23 protein-coding genes and 1 tRNA gene are annotated in these 22695 nt (G+C 47.3%); 8 read left to right on the forward strand and 16 right to left on the reverse strand.

Going from position 1 to position 22695, the window contains the following annotated elements; translation table 11 throughout:
- Nucleotides 1–11: 11 nt before the first annotated feature.
- The gene (locus EAE91_RS16990) at nucleotides 12–500 is read right to left on the reverse strand and encodes an FxsA family protein (RefSeq protein WP_214089518.1); all 489 of its coding nucleotides are present in this window, start codon (nucleotides 498–500) and stop codon (nucleotides 12–14) included.
- 376 nt (nucleotides 501–876) lie between these two features.
- Between EAE91_RS16990 and aspA the strand changes: the two genes are divergently transcribed.
- From aspA to EAE91_RS17015, 5 genes are all read left to right on the forward strand, one after another.
- The gene (gene aspA / locus EAE91_RS16995) at nucleotides 877–2301 is read left to right on the forward strand and encodes an aspartate ammonia-lyase (RefSeq protein ID WP_214089519.1); all 1425 of its coding nucleotides are present in this window, start codon (nucleotides 877–879) and stop codon (nucleotides 2299–2301) included.
- Nucleotides 2302–2441: 140 nt separating this feature from the next.
- Entirely contained in the window at nucleotides 2442–3743 is a 1302-nt protein-coding gene (locus EAE91_RS17000; RefSeq protein WP_214089520.1) for an anaerobic C4-dicarboxylate transporter, read from the forward strand.
- 184 nt (nucleotides 3744–3927) lie between these two features.
- A complete protein-coding gene (locus EAE91_RS17005; RefSeq protein ID WP_214089521.1) occupies nucleotides 3928–5655 on the forward strand; it encodes a protein-disulfide reductase DsbD in 1728 nt (575 codons plus the stop codon).
- A gap of 17 nt (nucleotides 5656–5672) precedes the next feature.
- Complete coding sequence (gene dicD, locus EAE91_RS17010; protein WP_214089522.1) at nucleotides 5673–6245, forward strand: division control transcriptional repressor DicD; 573 nt, start codon at nucleotides 5673–5675, stop codon at nucleotides 6243–6245.
- 128 nt (nucleotides 6246–6373) lie between these two features.
- Nucleotides 6374–6449: transfer RNA gene (locus EAE91_RS17015), tRNA-Phe, on the forward strand.
- Between the two features lie 375 nt (nucleotides 6450–6824).
- Here the strand turns inward: EAE91_RS17015 and EAE91_RS17020 are convergent.
- The 3 genes from EAE91_RS17020 to EAE91_RS17030 form a co-directional block, all read right to left on the reverse strand.
- Complete coding sequence (locus EAE91_RS17020) at nucleotides 6825–7826, reverse strand: tyrosine-type recombinase/integrase (protein WP_214089523.1); 1002 nt, start codon at nucleotides 7824–7826, stop codon at nucleotides 6825–6827.
- A gap of 94 nt (nucleotides 7827–7920) precedes the next feature.
- Nucleotides 7921–9438 carry a conjugal transfer nickase/helicase domain-containing protein gene (locus tag EAE91_RS17025; RefSeq protein ID WP_247983004.1) on the reverse strand — a complete coding sequence of 506 codons (1518 nt, stop codon included), beginning with the start codon at nucleotides 9436–9438 and terminating at the stop codon, nucleotides 7921–7923.
- Nucleotides 9439–9815: 377 nt separating this feature from the next.
- A complete protein-coding gene (locus EAE91_RS17030; protein WP_214089525.1) occupies nucleotides 9816–10199 on the reverse strand; it encodes a hypothetical protein in 384 nt (127 codons plus the stop codon).
- Nucleotides 10200–10318: 119 nt separating this feature from the next.
- On the opposite strand from EAE91_RS17030, the gene EAE91_RS17035 reads away from it, so the two are divergent.
- Nucleotides 10319–10486 (forward strand): hypothetical protein, encoded by a 168-nt coding sequence (locus EAE91_RS17035; RefSeq protein WP_214089526.1) that lies wholly within the window; start codon nucleotides 10319–10321, stop codon nucleotides 10484–10486.
- Nucleotides 10487–10519: 33 nt separating this feature from the next.
- Here EAE91_RS17035 and EAE91_RS17040 read toward each other — a convergent pair whose 3' ends face one another.
- The 12 genes from EAE91_RS17040 to EAE91_RS17095 all read right to left on the reverse strand — a co-directional run bounded on the left by EAE91_RS17040 (nucleotide 10520) and on the right by EAE91_RS17095 (nucleotide 19506).
- Nucleotides 10520–11443, reverse strand: a complete 924-nt coding sequence (locus EAE91_RS17040; protein WP_214089527.1) for a DUF1281 domain-containing protein — start codon at nucleotides 11441–11443, stop codon at nucleotides 10520–10522.
- 128 nt (nucleotides 11444–11571) lie between these two features.
- Nucleotides 11572–11760 carry a hypothetical protein gene (locus EAE91_RS17045; protein WP_214089528.1) on the reverse strand — a complete coding sequence of 63 codons (189 nt, stop codon included), beginning with the start codon at nucleotides 11758–11760 and terminating at the stop codon, nucleotides 11572–11574.
- A gap of 88 nt (nucleotides 11761–11848) precedes the next feature.
- The gene (locus EAE91_RS17050; protein WP_065391120.1) at nucleotides 11849–12181 is read right to left on the reverse strand and encodes a DUF3085 domain-containing protein; all 333 of its coding nucleotides are present in this window, start codon (nucleotides 12179–12181) and stop codon (nucleotides 11849–11851) included.
- A 65-nt stretch (nucleotides 12182–12246) separates the two neighbouring features.
- Nucleotides 12247–13158 (reverse strand): hypothetical protein, encoded by a 912-nt coding sequence (locus EAE91_RS17055; RefSeq protein WP_214089529.1) that lies wholly within the window; start codon nucleotides 13156–13158, stop codon nucleotides 12247–12249.
- 100 nt (nucleotides 13159–13258) lie between these two features.
- The gene (locus EAE91_RS17060; RefSeq protein WP_244868896.1) at nucleotides 13259–15229 is read right to left on the reverse strand and encodes an ArdC-like ssDNA-binding domain-containing protein; all 1971 of its coding nucleotides are present in this window, start codon (nucleotides 15227–15229) and stop codon (nucleotides 13259–13261) included.
- A gap of 70 nt (nucleotides 15230–15299) precedes the next feature.
- Nucleotides 15300–15773: a hypothetical protein gene (locus EAE91_RS17065; RefSeq protein WP_214089531.1), complete on the reverse strand. Its 474-nt coding sequence runs from the start codon at nucleotides 15771–15773 to the stop codon at nucleotides 15300–15302.
- 76 nt (nucleotides 15774–15849) lie between these two features.
- Entirely contained in the window at nucleotides 15850–16107 is a 258-nt protein-coding gene (locus tag EAE91_RS17070) for a hypothetical protein (RefSeq protein ID WP_244868897.1), read from the reverse strand.
- 38 nt (nucleotides 16108–16145) lie between these two features.
- Nucleotides 16146–16523, reverse strand: coding sequence for a hypothetical protein (locus EAE91_RS17075; RefSeq protein WP_214089533.1), 378 nt, complete (start codon nucleotides 16521–16523; stop codon nucleotides 16146–16148).
- A gap of 13 nt (nucleotides 16524–16536) precedes the next feature.
- Nucleotides 16537–16758, reverse strand: a complete 222-nt coding sequence (locus tag EAE91_RS17080) for a hypothetical protein (RefSeq protein WP_046975209.1) — start codon at nucleotides 16756–16758, stop codon at nucleotides 16537–16539.
- A 219-nt stretch (nucleotides 16759–16977) separates the two neighbouring features.
- Nucleotides 16978–17385: an antirestriction protein gene (locus EAE91_RS17085; protein WP_051560679.1), complete on the reverse strand. Its 408-nt coding sequence runs from the start codon at nucleotides 17383–17385 to the stop codon at nucleotides 16978–16980.
- A gap of 582 nt (nucleotides 17386–17967) precedes the next feature.
- Nucleotides 17968–18858, reverse strand: coding sequence for an integrase domain-containing protein (locus tag EAE91_RS17090; protein WP_214089539.1), 891 nt, complete (start codon nucleotides 18856–18858; stop codon nucleotides 17968–17970).
- 390 nt (nucleotides 18859–19248) lie between these two features.
- On the reverse strand, nucleotides 19249–19506 hold the full coding sequence (locus EAE91_RS17095; protein WP_214089534.1) for a hypothetical protein: 258 nt from the start codon (nucleotides 19504–19506) through the stop codon (nucleotides 19249–19251).
- Nucleotides 19507–20342: 836 nt separating this feature from the next.
- Between EAE91_RS17095 and EAE91_RS17100 the strand changes: the two genes are divergently transcribed.
- Both EAE91_RS17100 and EAE91_RS17105 read left to right on the forward strand, forming a co-directional pair.
- Nucleotides 20343–22007: a ShlB/FhaC/HecB family hemolysin secretion/activation protein gene (locus EAE91_RS17100; RefSeq protein WP_214089535.1), complete on the forward strand. Its 1665-nt coding sequence runs from the start codon at nucleotides 20343–20345 to the stop codon at nucleotides 22005–22007.
- A 48-nt stretch (nucleotides 22008–22055) separates the two neighbouring features.
- Nucleotides 22056–22695 (forward strand): two-partner secretion domain-containing protein (locus EAE91_RS17105; protein WP_214089536.1); only part of this gene is annotated, 640 nt, incomplete at its 3' end.

Raw genomic sequence — 22695 nt, forward strand, 5'->3', positions numbered from 1 at the left:
ATGACCGCTTATCAATGAGGCTTATGTTCGTCATCATCGGGTTTACTATCTTTCAACGTACGGGAGGGGTCATCCTGCTTACGCTCGTATTCACCCTCGAACGTATTACTATCCCGCCTAAACCCACCGCTATTATGAGGACGATAGAAATTGATATGCGGCATCAGTTTCATCACTAATGTTTTTTGAACCGCCGGCAGTAACAACAGCAATCCAAGGAAATCCGTAAAAAAACCTGGAAGGAGTAACAGGAAACCCGCCAGCAAAAGAGAGACGCTTTTTATCATTTCTGCTGCCGGACTCTCGCCGTTAACCAGTTTCTGCTGGATCTGGAGAAAATTCTTTACGCCCTGACTGCGAACCAAAGAGATACCGACACAAGAAGTAAACAACACCAGTAACAGAGTAAACAGCACACCTAGTTCAGCGGCAACACGCACAAATAAGGTTGACTCGATGTAGACAAGCAGAAATATCAGGATAAATGGCAACCAACGCACTTGGTGCTCCTTCAATTGATTTGGATGAACGGGTTGTATCCTGAATAAATCATATCAACAAAATCCAAGGGACAACCAAATTAATGTTTTTTAGTTTATTAAAGATATAATTGGGGTCACAGTTATCGTTTTCAATCCTCTGAAAATTTTGCTAATTAGACACGTAATTGTGACAAATATCACATATATCAAATCAGACTAAACAAATACCACTATAAAGTGATCCAGATTCAATGCATTTATTGCTAACCAGCATATGATCACGCCGGCAATCCGGTGATAAAAAGTTCATATCATAACTATTGCAGTTGGCAACATAATGATTTAATGAACACATAATTAGACAGTAAAAACGTCATCTAATAAGAAGGTTCTCATGTCAAACAACATTCGTATCGAAGAAGACCTGTTAGGTAAACGAGAAGTCCCTGCTGAAGCCTATTATGGTATTCACACCTTACGTGCGATTGAAAACTTCCATATCAGTAACAACACCATTAATGATGTACCCGAATTTATCCGTGGCATGGTGATGGTAAAAAAAGCAGCAGCCTTAGCTAACAAAGAACTGCAAACTATTCCTAAAAAAGTTGCAGACATCATCATCAAAGCATGTGACGAAGTGCTCTATACCGGCAAATACATGGATCAGTTTCCAGTCGATGTGTTTCAGGGTGGTGCCGGTACTTCACTCAACATGAATACCAATGAGGTTCTGGCAAATATTGGTCTGGAACTGTTAGGCCATAAAAAAGGCGAATATGAGTACCTGAATCCCAATGACCATTTGAATAAAAGCCAATCAACTAACGACGCCTATCCAACTGGTTTTCGTATCGCAGTTTATAACTCCATCCTGAAGCTGATCGAGTCTATTGAACTGTTAATTGCGGGCTTCGATAAAAAATCCAGAGAGTTCAGCGATATCCTAAAAATGGGTCGTACCCAGTTACAGGATGCTGTTCCTATGACACTGGGGCAGGAATTCAACGCATTCTCTATCCTACTGAAAGAGGAAGTTAAAAACCTAAACCGAACCTCTGAATTACTGCTGGAAGTTAACCTTGGTGCTACCGCTATCGGTACTGGCTTGAATACAGCACCAGGTTATCAGAAATTGGCGGTTGAAAAACTGGCTGAAGTTTCAGGTCTACCTTGCATACCAGCCGAAGACCTGATTGAAGCAACCTCTGACTGTGGGGCTTATGTTATGGTCCACGGTGCTCTGAAGCGCCTGGCTGTCAAACTGTCTAAAATCTGCAATGACCTGCGTTTGCTTTCTTCTGGCCCTCGTGCTGGCCTGAATGAAATCAACCTACCAGAATTACAGGCAGGCTCTTCTATTATGCCGGCAAAAGTGAACCCGGTTATTCCAGAAGTTGTAAATCAGGTTTGCTTCAAAGTTATTGGTAACGATATTTGTGTTACTATGGCATCCGAAGCAGGCCAGTTACAGCTCAATGTAATGGAACCTGCTATCGGTCAGGCGATGTTTGAATCTATCTCCCTGCTAAGCAACGCTTGCTGCAACCTGGTAGAAAAATGCGTTAATGGCATCACGGCTAACAAAGAAGTTTGCGAAAGCTTCGTATTCAACTCGATCGGTATTGTCACATATCTGAACCCATTCATCGGCCACCACAATGGCGACATCGTTGGTAAGATTTGTGCCGAAACTGGTAAGAGTGTTCGTGAAGTCGTGCTGGAACGAGGACTGCTGACCGAATCTCAATTGGATGACATTTTCTCGGTAGAGAACCTAAAATGCCCGTCTTATAAGGCAAAACGTTTTGACGATTAAGTTGTTGAATATAATAAAAAATAGCTCTTAGCAATAAGGCACGCGACTCCAACTGGATAGCGTGCCTTTTTACTTCCCTACATGCACAAAGTATTAACCTAAAATTTTCAAATTTTTAATTATTTCAAGGAGTCACTATTATGTTAGCCGTAGAATTGATTATCGTTCTGCTGGCCATCTTCCTGGGTGCAAGATTAGGGGGAATTGGCATTGGATTTGCCGGTGGTCTTGGCGTTCTGGTGCTGGCTGTAATTGGCGTTAAACCAGGGCATATCCCATTCGATGTTATTTCCATCATTATGGCAGTTATCGCCGCTATCTCTGCAATGCAGGTTGCCGGTGGTCTGGATTATCTGGTTCAGCAAACTGAAAAACTGCTGCGTAAAAATCCAAAATACATCACGATACTCGCACCTATCGTTACCTATTTCCTGACACTGTTTGCAGGTACAGGTAACATCTCTCTGTCAGCCCTGCCTGTGATTACTGAAGTTGCGAAAGAGCAAGGCATTAAGCCATGCCGCCCACTTTCCACGGCGGTTGTCGCGGCCCAAATTGGCATCACCGCTTCACCCATTTCCGCGGCGGTCGTTTATATGTCTTCTCTGATGGAAGGCCACGGCGTCAGCTATATCCATCTGTTAATGGTGCTATTACCATCCACTTTCGCCGCTATCGTTCTGATGTCTGTCATCATCTCCTGGGCGTTTAATTCCAAGCTGTCTGATGACCCCGTTTACTTAAAACGTCTGGAAGATAACCTGATAACTCTGCGTGGCAGCAAACAAATTGAAGTTAAACCAAAGGCCAAAACTTCCGTTCTGTTATTCCTGTCAGGTGTTATCAGTGTTGTTATTTATGCTATCGTCAATAGCCCAAGCATCGGCCTGGTTGAAGAACCGCTGATGAACACCACTCACGCCATTCTGATCATTATGTTGAGTATCGCAACTATCACGACGATGTTCTGTTCAGTTGATACTGACGCTATCCTAAACTCCAGTACCTTTAAAGCGGGTATGAGCGCATGTATCTGTATTCTAGGTGTTGCATGGTTAGGAGATACTTTTGTACAGGCGCATATGGATTGGATTAAAGGTACTGCTGGAGACTTAATCCACTCTCAACCCTGGTTGCTAGCAATTATTTTCTTCTTCTGTTCCGCCCTACTCTATTCCCAGGCGGCAACCGCAAAAGCATTGATGCCGATGGCTTTGGCTCTGAACGTCACGCCATTGACAGCCATCGCCTCTTTCTCCGCGGTTTCTGGGCTGTTTATTCTGCCTACTTATCCAACCTTGGTTGCCGCAGTTCAGATGGATGACACCGGCACTACCCGTATCGGCCGTTTTGTATTTAATCATCCATTCTTTATCCCTGGAACCATCGGGGTTGCTCTAGCTGTTGCCTTCGGTTTCCTATTCGGCAGTATGATCCTCTAATTCTGGCTGCCAATAACCACTTAATCCTGGGGCGTATATCGCCCCTGATTCCCCTCTCTCAAACGATATATTTTCTCTGAAAACCTTCGACAACTGTTTTAATCTTAACCAGAACACTTTCTGGTCTGACAGCCTTCGGTTATAGTGCTGAATCTATTTCATTTAATTAGCGATCATTATCTTTATGATTAAACGTACTCTGATGCTATTTTTGCTGCTTTGCAGCACCCTCTTTACCCCAATAGCAGCGAACGCGCTGTTTGAGCAACCGGGGCAAAATCCATATTTGCCAGTAGATCAGGCATTCATGTTTGATTTTCAGCAAAAAGGCGACAAATTGACGTTGGACTGGCAGATCAAACCGGGGTATTACCTTTATCGCAAACAACTTCATATTGAGCCGCAACAGGCCACACTGGGTAAAATCACGTTGCCACAAGGTACAGCTCATCGAGATGAGTTCTTTGGTGAAACTGAAGTTTATTTCCAACAACTCATCGTCAATGTTCCTGTTACAGAGGCGAACAACAATTCTAATATCGTTGTCACTTATCAAGGCTGTGCCGCCGCAGGATATTGCTATCCACCTGAAACCCGCCTTGTGCCATTGAGTGCAGTTATCCCAGCAAAAACAACTGACGCAACACCTACTGAACCTGTTCAGAAAACACCAGAAAGCGCATCCAATGATCAACAATATTTACCTTTCTCACCACTCTGGGCAATCCTGATTGGCATCGGTATCGCCTTTACACCTTGCGTACTACCGATGTACCCATTGATTTCCAGCATTATTCTTGGCAGCCAACGCCCTAAGAACCTAAAACAGATATTTTGGTTAGCGCTAAGCTATGTTCAAGGCATGGCAATCACCTACACACTACTTGGATTGATTGTAGCGGCTGCGGGCCTACAATTTCAGGCCGCACTGCAACATCCATATGTGCTGATTGGCATATCAGTATTGTTTATTCTGCTGTCACTGTCGATGTTCGGCCTCTATTCTCTGCAACTGCCTTCCACTGTTCAAACACGCTTAGTCAACTGGAGTAACCAGCAAAAAAGCGGTTCGCTTTTCGGTGTATTCGCTATGGGTGCGTTAGCGGGATTAATTTGCTCTCCTTGTACTACCGCGCCTTTAAGCGCTATTTTGCTCTACATTGCTCAAAGTGGTAATACCGTGGCAGGTGGCCTAACCCTTTATCTTTACGCTTTGGGCATGGGATTACCGCTCATTGCCGTCACCCTGTTTGGTCATAAACTCCTGCCACGCAGTGGGCCTTGGATGCAGTATGTTAAAGAAGCTTTTGGCTTCATTATCCTCGCGCTACCCGTTTTCCTGCTGGAAAGAGTTATCGGTGATAGCTGGGGAATACGATTATGGAGCCTGCTGGCGGTCAGTTTCCTAGGATGGGGATTTGCTCTGACGATTAGAAGCCAAAACGGTTGGGTACGAGTCATACAACTGATATTGTTAATTCTGATGCTGATAGCCACCCGTCCATTGCAGGATTGGTTTTGGGGTACAACAGTTACCCAACAGTCGCAACACAGCCTCAACTTCCGCCAGATAAATAACTGGCAGGAATTAGAACAAATAATGACACAAAACAGCCATAAAACCATTATGCTTGATTTCTATGCTGACTGGTGTACTGCTTGTAAAGAATTTGAAAAATACACTTTCAGCGATCCACAAGTTCAGTCACAACTGCGGGATACCTTACTGTTACAGGCCAATGTCACCAATAACAGCCCGCAACAGAAACAACTGTTAGAAAAACTTAGCGTTCGGGGATTACCGACTATTCTGTTTTTTGATTCCCAAGGAAAAGAGATCCCCGATTCACGGGTAAATGGTTTTATGGATGCAACCCGCTTTAACGAACATTTGCAACATCTGCCAAAATGATTCAGAAGGAGAACACCGTGCAACGAGAACAAGTTCTTAGTCATGCCTTAAACTTACTGGAGCAACATGGCTTATCCATCACAACTGAGATACTTTTTGGCTCGCTTAACATGGATATCGAATATCTCAAGCAGTTCTGGCCTGATCGGGAAGCTCTGCTTTATGACAGCCTACGTTATCACAGCCAACAGATTGAAGTCTGGCAGCGACAAATATTACTGGATGAAAATCTGACACCAGAAGAGAAGCTATTGGCTCGTTATACAGCCCTTGATGAAAAAGTAAAAGAGAAACGCTACCCAGGCTGCCTATTTATCGCGGCCTGTAGCGCATTCCCTGAACCTGACCACCCTATTCATCAATTAGCTGAATTACAAAAACAGAGTTCTTCCCGTTACACCACCGAGCTACTACATCAACTGGATATTGAAGATTGCGAACTCGTTGCTAAACAGATGGAACTGATTCTGGAAGGTTGCCTAAGTAAGCTACTGGTCAAACGGGATATTGATGACATCGCTACGGCAAAACTGCTGGCAGAAGATGTTTTAGCGATTGCCTTATGCCGCAAAAATGGCGCGTTAAGTTAACAAAAATCAGCCTAAGATGAACAACCACACAAATTCCGGGCAAAAAGAGAGCAAACAATCAGCTTTTATCATTTTTTATCAGAAAGGCATTGACGACTTAGGCTGAATACGGTTTAATGCGCCCCGTTGCCCGGATAGCTCAGTCGGTAGAGCAGAGGATTGAAAATCCTCGTGTCGGTGGTTCGATTCCGCCTCCGGGCACCACTTCAAAGCGCGTTGATTGAGAGATGAAAGCTCGACGGGCGTTCGATACTGGGACCTAAGTATATCGTTACAGTTGACTTAATCTTGCATCGCTTAGATATAAAGTATAAAGGTTCTAGATTCAGGATATCTGAGAGATCAGACGTCCTTTTTTTCTTTTTAGCGCAATACTTACAAGTTCTATTGCAACTGTCAAACCATCCAAATCAAAATTAATGAATTAACACGATGTTGTATGTTAGTCATTCAACCTTCCTCATTGATCAGAAGAAAGTTAATTATAAGTGATTTGTATCAGTTCAAAAAATTCCCTATCTCACAATAGGGAATTTGTATAGAAAAAACAAGTCTAGGCAACAGCGAAGAGATTTTGTTTTATCTGATTAACATTTCTCCTCTCTCTGGCTCAACATCGATATACAGCATTAATTCACGCTCCAACGCACGCCCGGCAATATCCAGATTGATATCAATATATTCCATCGTTGTGGCAATACTGCGATGGCCCAGTAATCCGCGCACCATTTGCAAATTACGATCAGGCGCTTTCATCAGTTCAGTTGCCAGGGTATGCCGGAAACGGTGTGGGCCCACATCAAATCCACACTCCTTTGACAAGCGACGAAAGAATGATTTTATCGTCTGTAACTGATTGGTTTCGTTTCCTTTGTCTGTTTTGGCGGTAAAATAATTCACACAGAACAGGGGATCATTCAGTTTTGCCCCAGCAGCCTGAGCACGCTCCAGCAAAATCTCCAGTCGCGGATACAGCCATTTCACCACCGGCACCTGGTGTTCATAATGGTTCTTACTCCCCTCGGAGCAAAGAATAATCCGGCGCTCATGCAGGTCAATATCCCGGAGTCGGATATGTAATAACTGATTTTGCCGCATCCCGGTATAACGCAATGTATCCAGTACCGTCAGCCAGTACCAGGTCGGATATAATGCACAGCGGGCACGATGGCTATCCCCTGCCTGTCGCTCCCGCTCTTCAAATTGCCCCATCGTGAGATACAAGGCTGTCAGTTGTTTTTTGGTCAATGTTTTCTTTTTATTTTTGTTCGCATTGACCTTGACGCCAATAAATGGATTTTCCTCCTGGGGCAGTATTTTTTCTTCTATCGCCAAATTAAACACCGCCTGCATATGCGCAATCTTACTGTTCCAGGTCACACCTTTCAGTCCGTGCTGATGCAGCACATATCTGCGCCACGCCAGGACCTGTTGTCGGGTCACTTGAGCAGGCCGATTGTCGGCACCTGCAAACACCTGGAATGTATTCACCACCTTGCGATAACTCGACTCAGTAGCCGGTCGCAAGATTTTGGCAAAAAAATATTCATCCAGCAGGTTATCCCAGGTCATACTGTCCATCTCTACTTCCTCACTTCATCAATTTAAAAACCCATTGCGGGGCGCGAAAAATAACGCATGGTTATTATAACATATTGTTATTAAAGATGCTTTCTCATGAAATCATGAGAAAAGGGCTATCCTCTGGTACAGAACGGTCACGATAAAGCAACGTGTTTTTGATTAAGTAGCCATGAATACGTTGATAGGAGCCAGTCCGATCAGCCGAATCATAAAGATGACAACAACAAAAACACTTTCCACCACTGACTCGATGTCGTCCCAACCGCTCAAATGCGGTTTGTACCCGTTTCCATTTTTCGCTAACCTCTTTGCCATCCACCTGTTTCTTCTCACTGAGAAACTGGAAGAAAATGGCCGGCGCACTCACAAACACAAAACCACTGACCAGATGTATCCGGGCTTTCGGCGTATTAATGGTCATCACCCCATGCCTTAATCCAGCGGACAACCAGTCCCAGAATTGCTCTCCAATACAGGATGTCTCAATCGCATTTTCGTTCTGCAATGTTGCCTGAACCGAGTGTTGTAAAGGCACCGGCGTGTCTGGCGGTACAATTTCTGCTTCACTCGCCATAACCTGTTCTGTCACTGTGCCCGCGACATTCATCCCCATTAATGACAATAGCTGTTGCGTGCTCCCATCCACCGGTACCCCCTTCTCCGGCGCGACTGTCATGACGGCAGAAGAGCTCTCATCAACAGGCTTCACGACTGATGAAACAATTTTAGTCATCGGGTTACCTTCCTGTCGTCTCTGAGAAGGCAGAACACTGTCCATTGCGGTTGATAAAGGCGTAGCAGAAACATCGGGATTTCCTGAAACAATCATTTGCGGGGATGCTACCGTGACAGAGAATATTTCTGATATTGTCGGTGCACCCGCTTTATTCAAAGCTTCTATAATTATCTGATTGATTGCGTCATCTTCCTTCATGTCACCGGATAAAATACAGAACAGCGCAGGCAAAGCATGAGGTACTGACGCCAGCCAGGTCAACGCCTTAGCCGGCAGCAATCGTCCGGCGAGTAACACCCCAAAATGACAGGCAACCATCGTCTCCACTGAGGAAGTTTTGAACCGGAAACGATACGACCCCTGCGGCACAGCCAGCCCTGGGTACCAAGGTTGGCCTTCATCCAGTTCGCCCTCAAACTTTGCCAAAACAGGTAAAAAATGAAATAACGCAGCGTAAAACACCACCGTGTTCCATATCACACTTTGTTCTGCCTGCGTCTCAGGGGCCACCCCCGGCGGTAACATCTGCCCTTTTGCCAGACGTACCGCAAACGCAGTACATTGCAGAGTCACATCAATCAAACCGCCTGGGTGGGCATAAGGCCCCTGCGGCGCTGCCGGAAGTTGTTGCATCAATGCAACACACTCATGTAACGGGGCCAGCCACAATGCCTGATAGTGTGTTTTAGGTAATGCACTGTTGTCCCACAGACACTGTAAACACTGCCGTCGCCGGGAAATATCCAGCAAGAGCCTGGACTCAGACGGCAAAAAGTAGCCTGCTTTGACCGTTTCTGGGATGGAGGTGGGTTGTGGAAGTGACTTTTTTCCTGCGGAGGTTCCCGCCAGCAGGACTCTAATTTTTTTCAACACGATTAATCTCCTCTCTTTTCCCAAAACCCTAATACATCCTCTGACAGGGACAAGGCAAAACTCTTTTCCAGGAATAAAAATTAATCGATGAAAACCGCACGCAATGATTCAAACGTTTCCAATTCCGTCACGGGTAAACGCAGCGTGTATCCGGTTATTTCGTTGAATCAGTCATGATAAGTACAAAAGGCACATGGCGGCTCATGCAAGAAAGGATTAAGGGAAATAGAATGTGTCCAGTGCATCTGGGAAGCACTGCCGGTTCAGACCAAAACGTGTCAGGGATAAACAAAACAACTTCAATCGATTTATTTTTCATCTCCATCCTGTTGGATAAAACTCCGGCCCAAGAGCCGGAATTGGCTTAATCTAATGTCTCAAACCGTTTGAACTTCATGCTGCTGACGATTTTTCCTGAGACGACACGACCAGTTCCCCAGCCAGTGTACCGGAGTATACATGACCCGATGACGTTCATTTGTCAGCGCATTACCTATCACCAGCTCGCCGCGCCGGGTAGGGTTATAACCCGACGTTTTCAATATTTCCGCCATCTCAATGACCATACAACCCGAACCACAAACCGGTTCGTATAAGGTGAAAAAAGGTTGCTTCGTTAAACGTGGCCCGATGTCACTCAACTGCATTTCTGCCCTTGCCAGGCTGACGGGCCAGGGGGTAAAAAAATTGTTTAAGATGCTTGCCGTCCATTGAGATAACCGGCTCACATCTTCCGATTCATAATGTTTTATAATTTGCAAATACTGTTGTTCCAACTTACGGTCTGGGCGAACAGCATTATGCAGACTAAATCGCCAAATACCCGACAGCGATGAGGGTAACGAGCCGTTTCATTCAATAAAGCCATAAAGGCTTTTTTATGATTAACCAATACAGACAAAACGTGTTCCTGAGAATAAAAGGGGAACACGCCCCCTCAGAGGAATATTCCCCAATGGGTAAATCGCCGACGTCACATCCGCCGGCAGCAGTGTTATCAGATGCTCAGGCAAACCTGAACCTGTTTTTTTATGTCAATTCACCATAAGGAATTTCCCTGTGGGATAACATTGTCAGTGCACTAACCGTCAGGTGAAATATTGCCGAGAATGTAGTCCGGTCCGACCACTTTACGGGTACCGCCCTCATCTTCCTCACCAAATTCCAGTTCATCAATAATACCCGCTTCCCACTGCCCATTCCGGTATTTGTCGTAACCACAACAGCCACAGACCTCCTTAAAATAATGGGTGATACGGCAGTGATATTGCCTGGATAAAGGAACTATGATTTTTTCATACCACGGCTCCCTGGGTGTTTTGTCAAAATGCCCGGTCAGACTGCCATCATCATGGTGCTTCCAGGCTATATCATAACCTCGCGGCTGCGCCATACCGTACAATCGGATATACAACTCGCGAGTCGTCTCATGACCCTTTAACAATCCGCCGTAAAATCCATTGATTTCACTCGCAAGACGGGTCGGTATCAGCAGAAACAAGTCACAAGGAACTGTCTCTGTCAGCCTGTCATCAAGATGAGACCACAGCATTTCCGTGTCACGTTCTGCATTCCAGTCAACCAGACCGAACCAGTCGCAGGACTTTTGGTTAAACAACGCCATGATGGTTTCCTGCGCTGCCGGAAGCAACGTCTCCCATTTTCGCGCGGCCAGACCACTTTGTTGGTATAGCCTGTCAATCTGTTGGCTGGTAACTTCATCAAGCGCCACATTATCTTTTAACAAGGCCAGCCATTGCTCAAACGCCCGGTTTTCCGGTGAGTCTACCCCTGTTCCTTTCGCTACCAGCGCCGGATAAAGTGGGTAATCTGTCGTTTCAGTGGGTTGCAGGAGACCGGCGCAGCCCGCGACAAACAGCTTAATACTTTGATGGATAGCCTGCCCGTAATAGGGAATGACGTCTCCCAATCCCCATTGTTGCAGAGCCTCCAGTTGGTCAGGTTGACCCGTGATATGCAAACGATTAGCGTACCACTTCGGCATAGTAGAAAATCCTCTTTTTTACCTGAAACAGGGCATACCCTGTGAAGGCAATACCCCCACAGGCAGATGATAAGTTCAGCGATGTGAAAAAAGGCTATCCCGCTTTCAGATAGCCCTATCCGAATTATTTATAGCCGGACAGCCGGTCTCCACAATTTTGTGGCCTGTACATCAGGGCACCTTCTTTTTCCAAACGCCGCGATAATCCTGCCCGTCATCACCCGGTACACATCAGGCCGGAAACGCCTGCCATGACGACGGGCGGCTTTGTTCTTGCGGACAGTTTTTGGGGCTGTTTTGGTCTTACTCTTTTTCATCAGTAACGCTCCGAAATAAAAACGGGCGTTATCCCCTGACGGGAAATAACGCCCGTCAGGGTGAAAATGACTGCCGGCATCCCGGCAATCAGGGATAAAATTGTGTGATAATTTGTGTGGCTGTCAGCGTCACCTTCAGATCACATTTGTCATTCAGTAACCGGTTGAGTGTCAATACGGAGAAACCCAGCTTTTCCGCAAAATCATCTCCGCCCACCGCCTCCCGGGCACGTTCATACCAGCCTTCGTCCTTCTCTGGATGATAACCGCAAGCATAAGCGACAAGATGCCTGCCGTTTTGCATCGTACCCATATCAGACATGATATAAATGCCCTGATCTTTGACCAGCAACACGTCACACTGATGGGCTATCGCTTCCCGCAACACGGGTTTCAGGTCTTTAGCCTTAAAAAGTAACATCGTCGTTCTCCTGAGGAGAAACGTTCCCCTTGAGGGAACATTTCCCCCAATGGGTTAAATTTTAGTTATGCTGCCAGCCTCTGTACTGGCGAAGACAGACTCACTGAACGGGTTTTCAGCACAAACTGCTCATCTACCCAGGTGATTGCCTCATCCACCACATCCCGATAATCTCTGACTGTTGGGTTGTTAACATCTTCAATGTCTACATCTGATCGAAAACTCTCTATCACACGATCATTTTTGTATACCACATCAACCCGAAACTGGACGGGCGTCATAAATCCATCGGAGACCGCATCGATATAGTCTTCGAGATACCCTGACTCAAATTCCTCTGCATCAATATTGTGCAAATCCTGTGGCCCCATTAATACATCGATGTAACCGATAGCGAAGGAAAAACGCCGTATTAAACGGGGTTCAACCTGTAAGTAACGCAGAAATTGACCCAAACGTTCAAAACAATACAGACACGTTTCTGTCAACTGCTTATCCAAATAGTCCATAAAACGTGTCCAGTACTGTTGCGTTTTACTGAACTGTTCCAGCGTGATTTGTTCCTCCTCCGGCAAGTTATCCTGTGCCGTCAGACGGAGAAACTCCTCCGCCGACATATTCAGCAAAACGGCTGTGTCGGGTCTGATAAGGGTATCCACACGACCACTGCTTTCCGGATGGGTATAGGGCATCAGCATCGGATCCTGATAAGCATGAGATATCGCATCCATTCCCCGTATCCATAACGTCAGGATACGCTCACTATTTCTGCATCTGGCCCGGTTTGCCGGATCCTCAGACAAACTGTCCAAAAGATGAGTCATGATGGGCAAAAGTAGCTCTTTGGTAAACTTTATATGGGTATTGACGTAATCTCCCTGGCTCTCATGAAACAGACAGAAAATAGCGTCGTCATCCAGCTCCAGCCCCATTCGCTCTGCGAATTGATGACGGATATAAAAACGTAATAAAGACATAAGGGAAATCTCGTGATTGACGGGGTTCCCCCTGTAGGGGATATCCCCTATCGGGTTAATGTGATGCCACCCAATGGTGACTTTGAATTAAAGAGGTATGTCAGCCAGCCTTGCGCATCACTATTTCGTCTTCAACTTCCTGACGCTGACGTTTGAACTGCCAGAAGCCTAAATGGTACATTGGCGTCACCATTTGCTGAGACATGACATGAGTGAGTGAATTGCCTGCCGTGACCACGGCCGGGATACCCAGCAACGACAGTTGGATATACGTCATCATCGCGGCAACCGGGTCGATATCGACACAAAACGCCAACATCTGCTGCTGAGGATTAAACCCCGCTTCCAGCAGAGTCTGATGCATCGCAATAATCATCCCGCCGGCACCACAAGCCGGGTCAGACACCGTGATATATTCATGCTCTCCGGATCCCAACCTCGTCAAGCCTTCAGCGAACTGCATTCTGGCCATCATATGGCTGACAGGAAACGGCGTAAAATACTGGCCAGCCTGGTCATTACCTAATTCCAGCGCCATGAAAATAGACCCCAGAAAATCACCGACCTCATACTCCAGTCCCATAATAACTTCACTCAGCAAACGACTCAGCCGGAATGCATCTTCACGGGAATAACGTTTAACCCGCTGCATATAGTCCGCTTCAAATTCCTCATTTTGCAACAGCGCGTTATACAATGAACAGGCGGCCATATGCACAAAATCACAGAACACCTGCCAGCGATTTTCATGGGGTGCAATCTGGTTAAACAGTCTGATAAAAGCCTGTTTATGTGGATTCGGTTCCCGGTAAGTTGCCGCCAATGGCAGTTCCACAACGTTATCGTCAATTGGATCATTATCTTCATCCGCATAACCACGGTCAGACGCCACCGGCGGTAACAACAACCATTCAGAATGTGATGATCTGTCCGGTTCGCCAGTATCAGCGGGTTCTGTCACCGGGATCCGAGCATAGTTCAGATACGATGGCTGGCTGGCGAATAACGCCAGTGCCTCGCTGGCCTGCCCCAACTCTTCCGGAAACAACCTGCCTTCTGGCTGGTCATGTCGTTCCCAGTGATATATTCGGGCTAAAGCACTGACAGCCATCAGCGGCGTGATACCCTGATCAATATGGCGCTGAACCACCTCATCATATTCCAGCATGGTGTCATTCAGCGGCAAACCATAGTGTTCACTGAGCAACACGGTAGCCATCTGCTGCCACAATTCCACCTGGGTCGGTAACTGCTGTCTGCGGTCTTGCAAATAATCCATAGCACGGCGGGCATCATTAGCCACTTGAAATAACCACCACGGATCTGAACCCAAAGCGTGTTCCCAGGGTACTGTATTATCAGGATATACTGGGTTACCCCGAACACCGGTTAATGCCGCCACAAACGCCGCGCCCAATGCTGTCACCCATTGTTCCCGGGCTTCATCTAACTCACTTTGGGTTGTCAGGCCAAAGCGGTTTAACCGGGACGGATGGCCAGTGGCATAAACCAGTTGATGCAACAAGTCATGCCAGTATTGTGAATCTTCAACGTAGTCCCGCCGGACAGGCAGCTCAATACGATCATGCCATGGTCGGTAAACGGGCATGATGCCCGACCGATGAACCACCGGGATCCCACTGGCCGTCACCAGTTGCTGAACAGCGGTAAAACCGGGAGCCGGACGGGGAGGTAAAGGACAACCGGGTTGAAGTTCTGTCGGCAGTCCTTCACATTGTTCCAGATTAATGACACGTATCAGCGACATTGAAGGCTGGTAACGGACGATGGTTGTCGGTTTTTCACCTTTGACCACCCATCCGCCTAACGCTCTTAACTCATCACCGGTTAACCAGCGGTTAGATATCAACTGCCGCTGCAACATAGTTTGCCAGAGCAACAGCACATTGATACCGCTAAACGGTTGTCCGGTCAGCGCATGCTGCGGCAAACCGTACTCACTGGCCGCTTGCCAGGGCTGCTGCCAGGGTGCCCATCCACTTTCCAGGCTGTCTGTAAGACGTCGGGTTATTAACCGGCAGATATCATCCGGTAGGTAAGAAAGGGTCATCATCTTTCCTGTCTAAAATCAAGGAAGAGACCCGTCCACAGGGAGTCGTCTCTCCCCGGGGGATAAATAATTAGCGCATGAAATAATGCGCTATTTTGGCCGGTAACGCGATCAGCCAGTGATAAGCTGCTGACAAGTCAACTTCGTAAGCGTGAAGCATCAAACACACGCCTGTCACCAGCGACGTCAATGCTATCCCGGTCAACAGCCAGCGACGACGCTGCCTGAGTTTTTTCTCCTTTAGCTGAACCTGTTGATACAGGAACAGCCCCAGCGTCTGCAACTCACTGAACCGGTGAAATTCCTCACGCCGTAAGGCTTCACAAGCCTCATCGTAACGCTCAAGCTCGGTCGGATGATGGCGAGCAAGAAAACAGCGGTAACCATGATTTCTCAGCGTGTGATAGTGATTGTCGAATTGCGCCTGCAGCCACTGATTAAACCGGCTACGGGTTTTTCTGAATATCTCCGGTTCAGCCAGCGCCTGCACTGACAGAGACTGAGACGGTTCCCGAATGTGTTCTTTCGTCGTCATTGTACTCATAGGGTTAACTCCTGTTGTAAAAAAATGACTGACGGAGTTAACCCTCACGGGTTTCCCCGTCAGGGTGATCAATAAATTAGGCGTCCAACGCAATCAGCAACCGATCAGATTCATGTTTAAGCCGCAGCGCTTGCCATAAGGGGGCCTTCATGTCGCCGTCGGGCGGCAAACAGAAAAAACCAAACGTCACCTCACAGACTCCCGGCTTGGCTGCCGACCAGGCTTTGAATGCCTGGTAAATCAGTTGATGAAACCGTTCTGTTTCATATTCTGGCGCAGACGGATAACTTACCATTCGCAGCCAGACAGGCTCCTCAATCGCCACGGCCGGCATCACCGCCCGGGTAACGGCAGTCAACGTCTTATTGACCATTATGCGGCCTCATCATAAGCCTTCGATAAACTACGCTGTCTCAGCAGACGCGTGAGCATCTGTTGCGCCGAATCCACCGCTTCCGTTTCGTCGATAAGGTACCGCTCGCCATAAAACGGCTCCGGACTCTCCTCACCGAAATACAGCAACTCCACACCCGGTTTGTAGCTGTGTCTATCTCTGACCACCACCGGTCTCCCGCACGACTTCGCGTCATCAGAAAGTTGCCATTTACCGGCATACACCGTGAGTCTTCGCGCATGAGCTGCCGGTAACCTCACCGGTCTTCGCCGTAACAACCAGGACAGCACATGGTAAAACGACAAAGAAATCCAGCGAATCACGCCCCAAAGCACTGTCACAAAGATCATTAGCATGGTTCGTCTCCTTTTATCCCCATAACAACCGGAAAACCAGTAACAACACACCCAGCGTTAAGATCCCTGCAAATTTAAGCAGCGTTATCACGCTCAAAAGTTTGAAGAATGCGTCACGATCACGGTAGTCACATTCATCACGGATCAAATCGCGGATGAGGGATTGTTGTTTCGGGGTTAATGTCTCTGAAGCCGGCAGGATTATCGGATCAGAAGGTGAATGAAAAGCAGGCATTAACAGCTCCTGTTACCGGAAACCCGCCCTTGACGGGGACAAGCCCCGGGAAGTGAAAAAAGATGTCCGTCAAGAACATCATACAAAGTGAATAAATCCGTCAGGTCAATCCTTATCAGGACGCCTTTAAGATACGGGAACTGGCCCTGTTATCGCCAACCCGGGAAACACACCTCACTTGGGTTAAATAAAAATTCAGTTCGAATAAGCAGATAATATTTAATCAATAGCTGCGAGTATTTTTTCAGCTTCTGAATGCCCACGAGCATAACCATACAAAGCATGAAAGGCTTTAATATCGTCGTCCTGCTCACTGAAATCTGCCAGTTCATACAGAGAGAATAGCGTCACCGTGATGCCAAAAGCCTCCGCTGACATGATCCCCTCAAAACCATTATCCTCAACAAACACACGGTATTGTTGTTGAAACGTCGGAACGGCATAAAAAATGCCATTTGACAAAACACGGCCCTCCCAGAAATCGCCCTGATACCCGGGACATAACCGAATGGCCCGGCGAAAAAACATTTTCTTTAACAACGCCTCAAGCCAGCTTTGTGTCGAAAACAGTTCTTCAAACCGGACAGATTTCACCGATATTTCCGTTGATAACGATAAAGTTTGCATAATATTTCCTCGAATGAAAAAAACGAGGAACACTCTCCCTGTATCAGGGAAAAGTCTTCCCCGTCAGGGTGGTAGTCAGAATGGGTATCACGGTATTAACCGCTTATCCGGCAGGTAGAAAATCTCATGACGCCAGTCACCGCAGTCATTATCATCACTGCTGTCAACAGGGGTCAAACAGGTTTCCTATACGTGGTTCGCTTGTACGGGCAGACTCGTGAGTCTCAAAGCCGCATTTTATATTTCCTATTAGCAATCCTCCTGATTACTGAGGAAGATTGTCACCCATCGGGAAACTAAACGCCTCCACTGGGTCAGTAAAATTGCACCTTCATCACTGATGAGTGATACCCGTTTTCAAAGGATAAACGGGTGTACCGCCCAAAGGCACCACTTTGCAGGCTACAGTGGCATTACAGGTCACTCGAAAGCGTCAGTCTCAGACCCCCTGACATTAAGAGCAGTCACCCGAAAGCGTTCCTCTCAAACTGCAAGAACATTGACAGTTGTTCAAAAACAACAAATAAGCCAATCTATGCTAAACAGAATACTTTTCTTATTCAAGCTAAATCCAAAAACAGATTAATCATGGCCACCCTGTCTATTATACACACGGGCAACATAATGCCCGCGTCCATCCCCATGCCCTAAATCCATTGAAACCATCGCTTCCGCTTCTTTTCGACTGAATCCTTTCGACAAATGATAATTTATGGCCTCAACAGCATAAGCATAACGCAAACTGTGTGGCGAAGACTTTCCGGTTAACCCCGCTTCCCTGACAATATTCCGGTAACGATCAATGGCTGAATGCAAATTCGGCTTATCAATCAAACGCCCCTGATTTTTATTGGCATACTTTATTGCCGCCCTGACTGCCTGGATCATTTTATCCCGATCAACCACCGTCGTGTCACGGGGACGTCCCCCTTTTGTACCAAACACCACCCTCACTCTTTCATCCCCACGCAATAAGGCTTTTTCCCACGTTTTTAATGACTTTGCCGCCTGAACCGCTTCTTCTGTTCGCAGTCCCAGATAACGAGAAAGTTGCATAGCCGCAGCTACCCCTTCATCTTTCCCTTGGACCAAAACAAGCGTCGTGTGATAACGCTCATCCGAAATCGCCATCTTAGTCCCCTCCCGGCTGGCACCAGATAATCCGAGCGCATGATTACTTAACCGTTCGTGATGAGGGTTAGCTAATTGAGATCTTCCCGCCATAGCAAATATCGCCCGAACAGCCGCCATCTCATTTTGTAACGTGCGCTTTGAAATATTTTCTGACTTTCGGCTATCGATATATTTTTCAATATGATTAATTTTCATATTCTTAATATCACGGATTTGAATATTTAATATCGCTATGCTTTCTGCCAGACGTTTGGCTATTTTCATTCTGTCTGAAACGGTTTTAAAACTGCCGCCAGCCTGACGGGCCAATGTGACTAACTGTTTACTCAACTTTGACATGCAAACGATTTCCTTTTTAACCCACACGACACCACCGCTTGCAACCTGACGGAGGCAAGCAATACAAAACAGTATTCTGAATGTCATCTCTCAACCCCAACGGCACGGTTTGATTTGCGCTTCCTGCGGCTCGACTGATATCTGTGCATCGGGGTGGCGAATGTTGAGTTCTTACGAGGCACCCCAGCTCTCTGAGCTGTTCGCGGTTTACACCGTCCTGACCGTTGTCAGACTACCTCCAACGCCAGTTTTCACTGACGTCGCCATCAATATCGAGTCGATTGTTCTCCTTCTTCTGAATATAAAACGTCAACATGATTGTTTTTCACTCAAGACGTTAGGGTAAGTGGGCAGTCTTCAAACTATCCTGACCGATGTACTACGTGTCGATCAGACGGTAGAAGACGTGGGGAAAGCTTGTATTACGTGGTTTGGCAGGTTGTACGCTGGCAGCGTCACTTGGTTTTCGTTATCACGCCAACAAGTGACGCTGCCGGTTTCCTCTGGGCCCAATGCGTTGTCCGCAAAATATCCAATAACCTGTCGAATCTGACAACAGTCATCCAGACTGCTGAACGAAACCACCCAGGCAAGCCAATCGTAGAAAGCAAAATCAACCCGCAGGTTATTGTTTGAGGATACTGGCAAGTCAGAAAATTGCCTGTGAAATTGCACCTTCATCACTATTGTTAGTGATACCCGTTTTCAAAGGATAAACGGATTTGCCGTCCGAAGACGCCATCTCTCAGGCTATGATGGCATTGAGATCAGTCACCCGAAGGCGTTCCTCTCAGACTACGGGAACATTAACGATCGCTTACGCGATAACAAATACTGCCTTAAATTAATCAAGGTCCATTTCAGCGTCAAGAAAGCTTTTCATACCGCATAGAATAATCATTTACGCTTTTCAAAAAGCGAGCAAATGACAGGCCGAACAGTTGAGAAAAAGCAAGACGGGCATAGATAAATCCTCACTGGCGATCTTTGTCTCTTTAAGGTTCATGATTTTTTCCACTCTGTGAATTATTAATGACGAACACCTGCTTCTGATGATTATCTCCCAATCCTCAATAGCCTAGTGCCAGTTCTGCCTACTGAGCTAAAAGTCGTCATCCAACCTAATCAGAAAAGGTCATTTTTTATCAAGAATTAACGAAAACTGTCATATTTCAAGTGATTCAATACTGAAATCAATCACTATAAATGTGATATTCATCACATAATAAAAATAAAACAATAAATTTAATTTGAAATTATTAATGTTGATTATTAAATGATTAATATTAATCTGTTTTTTATACAATCCAGTCATAAAATAATCACATTGGCCTGTTTTTTGCTTTGTCATATAACCTCTTGTTTTTGCTGCTATCTTAACCAACCCCCTATTTTAGTTGCCCGGTTGATAATCAACCATAAATATTGATCGTTAAGTTAAATTCGTGGTTAATACTGTTTCGACATTGTGGAATAGAAAGTCAATGAAAAGCAGTATTGTAGTCTTAACGGTTTTTTGTAGCGTGGTTTCAGGCAGTCAAGCCGCCGATATCGCAGATCAACAACTCATTCATCAACAGGCCCGTCAGCAAGCTCTGGAGGCGCAATTAGCCCCGCCGCCTGCGGAGGTTCACCTGTCGGTACCGGAAACGGGGGAGTCATCCGCCTTTCCGGTGGAAACCCCGTGTTTTCCTATCACTCATGTAGCATTGGCAGGCACCGAAAATTTCCCGCACTGGTTACCGTTCCGGCGTGTCACCCAACAGAGCGAAAACCATTGCCTGGGCGATAAAGGCATTAGCCGGCTGATAACCCAGTTGCAAGATCAGCTCATTAATCACGGCTATGTCACCAGCCGGGTTCTGGTTCCTCCCCAGGATCTGCGTACCCAAACGCTAAAACTGGTGATGATACCGGGAAAAATCCGGCATATCCGCTATACCCCTGACAGCGGGAAATATATCCAGCGGATAACCCCCTTTCCCGCACGTGAAGGAAAATTACTGGATTTACGGGATATTGAGCAGGGATTAGAAAATCTGCAACGTTTCCCCACCGTGCAGGCGGATATGAACATTGTCCCGGCAGAGCAGCCGGGGGAGAGCGATATTGTGCTGGACTGGCGTCAGTCCCGGCACTGGCGAGTCGCGACTTATCTGGATGATACCGGCTCGAAAAGCACCGGGCGTTATCAGGGCGGACTCACCTTTTTTCTGGATAACCCCCTGGCGCTCAGCGATCTATTTTATCTTTCCGGTGGCCGCGATATTCACGCGTCTGCCGGCAAGGGCAGCCAAAATGACACGCTCTATTACTCTCTGCCCTTCGGCTACTGGATGGCGAGCGTGACAGCCAGTCATTACGATTATACCCAGACGATAGCCGGGCTGAATCAGGCGATCCAATACCGGGGCAAAAGTCAAAACCTGGCGGTTCAGCTCAGCCGGGTGCTACATCGTAACGCTGACCAAAAGACTCTGCTCAACGGTGAAATTTATCGCCGGACTTCGCGCAATTTTATTGATAAAACCGAAGTTGATGTTCAGCGCCGGGAAACCGCGGGCTGGAAGCTGGGGCTGTCCCATCATCACTTTATCGGCAGCGCGACGCTGGATACCCGGGTGACTTACCAGCAGGGCATGCGCTGGTTTGGCGCACAACCTGCGCCGGAAGAGTACCGCAATGAAGGGACCGCCTTACCCAAAATCACCCAATTCTCGGCGACACTTGCCGGGCCGTTAACGCTGTTTTCTCAGCCCTTTTCTTATCAAACCCAGTATTTGCGTCAGATAAGCGCCAGCCCATTGACGCCCCAGGATCGCTTCTCGATTGGCGGTCGCTGGACGGTGCGCGGCTTTGATGGCGAGCTGACCTTATCCGCTGATCGGGGTTGGTACAGCCGCAACGAACTGGACTGGCAAACCCCGCTGAAAGGGCAGTCGCTGTATCTGGCAATGGATTATGGCGAAGTGGGCGGCCGGGGCAGCGACGCGCTGCTCGGAAAACACCTGGCGGGGAGCGCCCTGGGCTGGCGCGGCAGCCTGAAAGGGGTGAGCTATGACCTGTTTGTCGGCGTCCCGCTGTCCAAACCCGCCGGTTTCCAAACCTCTCCCGTCACGGCCGGATTCAACCTGTATTGGCAGTATTAATTCAAATAACAAAACTGCCGGTGGGTAGTGTTGTGTGGAGTAAAAATCATGAACAAGCAGTTATATCGTATTATCTTTAATCAATCTCGCCAGATGTGGATGGTGGTAGCCGAGATAGCGCGGGCCGGACAGGGACACATCGGACGCCGTGCGCGTTGCCCCTCTTCACCGCAGCGTCGTTGCCGACTCACTGCGCTACGGTTTGGATTGTTGTTAGCCTTTGGCGGGATTTCGCTCACCGCACAGGCGGCGATTGTGGCCGACGGACAGGCCCCGGGACGTCAGCAACCGACCATTATTCGCAGCGCTAACGGCACGCCGCAGGTCAATATCCAAACACCGGGTGCCGACGGCGTTTCCCACAATACCTATCGCCAGTTTGATGTGGATAAACAGGGCGTGATCCTCAATAACAGCCATCAGGCCACCCAGACGCAACTCGGCGGCATGGTGGCCGGCAACCCGTGGTTAGCCAAAGGGGACGCCAGCGTTATTCTTAACGAGGTCAACAGCCATGATCCCAGTCGTCTCAATGGCTGGATTGAAGTCGCCGGACATAAAGCTGAGGTGATTATTGCCAACCCGGCGGGCATCACCTGTAACGGTTGTGGGTTCATTAACTCACATCGCACCACGCTCACTACCGGACAGGCGCTGATGGAGCAGGGCCGATTAAAAGGGTTTGATG

The organism is Photorhabdus noenieputensis (assembly GCF_018448935.1).
Lineage (GTDB): Bacteria > Pseudomonadota > Gammaproteobacteria > Enterobacterales > Enterobacteriaceae > Photorhabdus > Photorhabdus noenieputensis.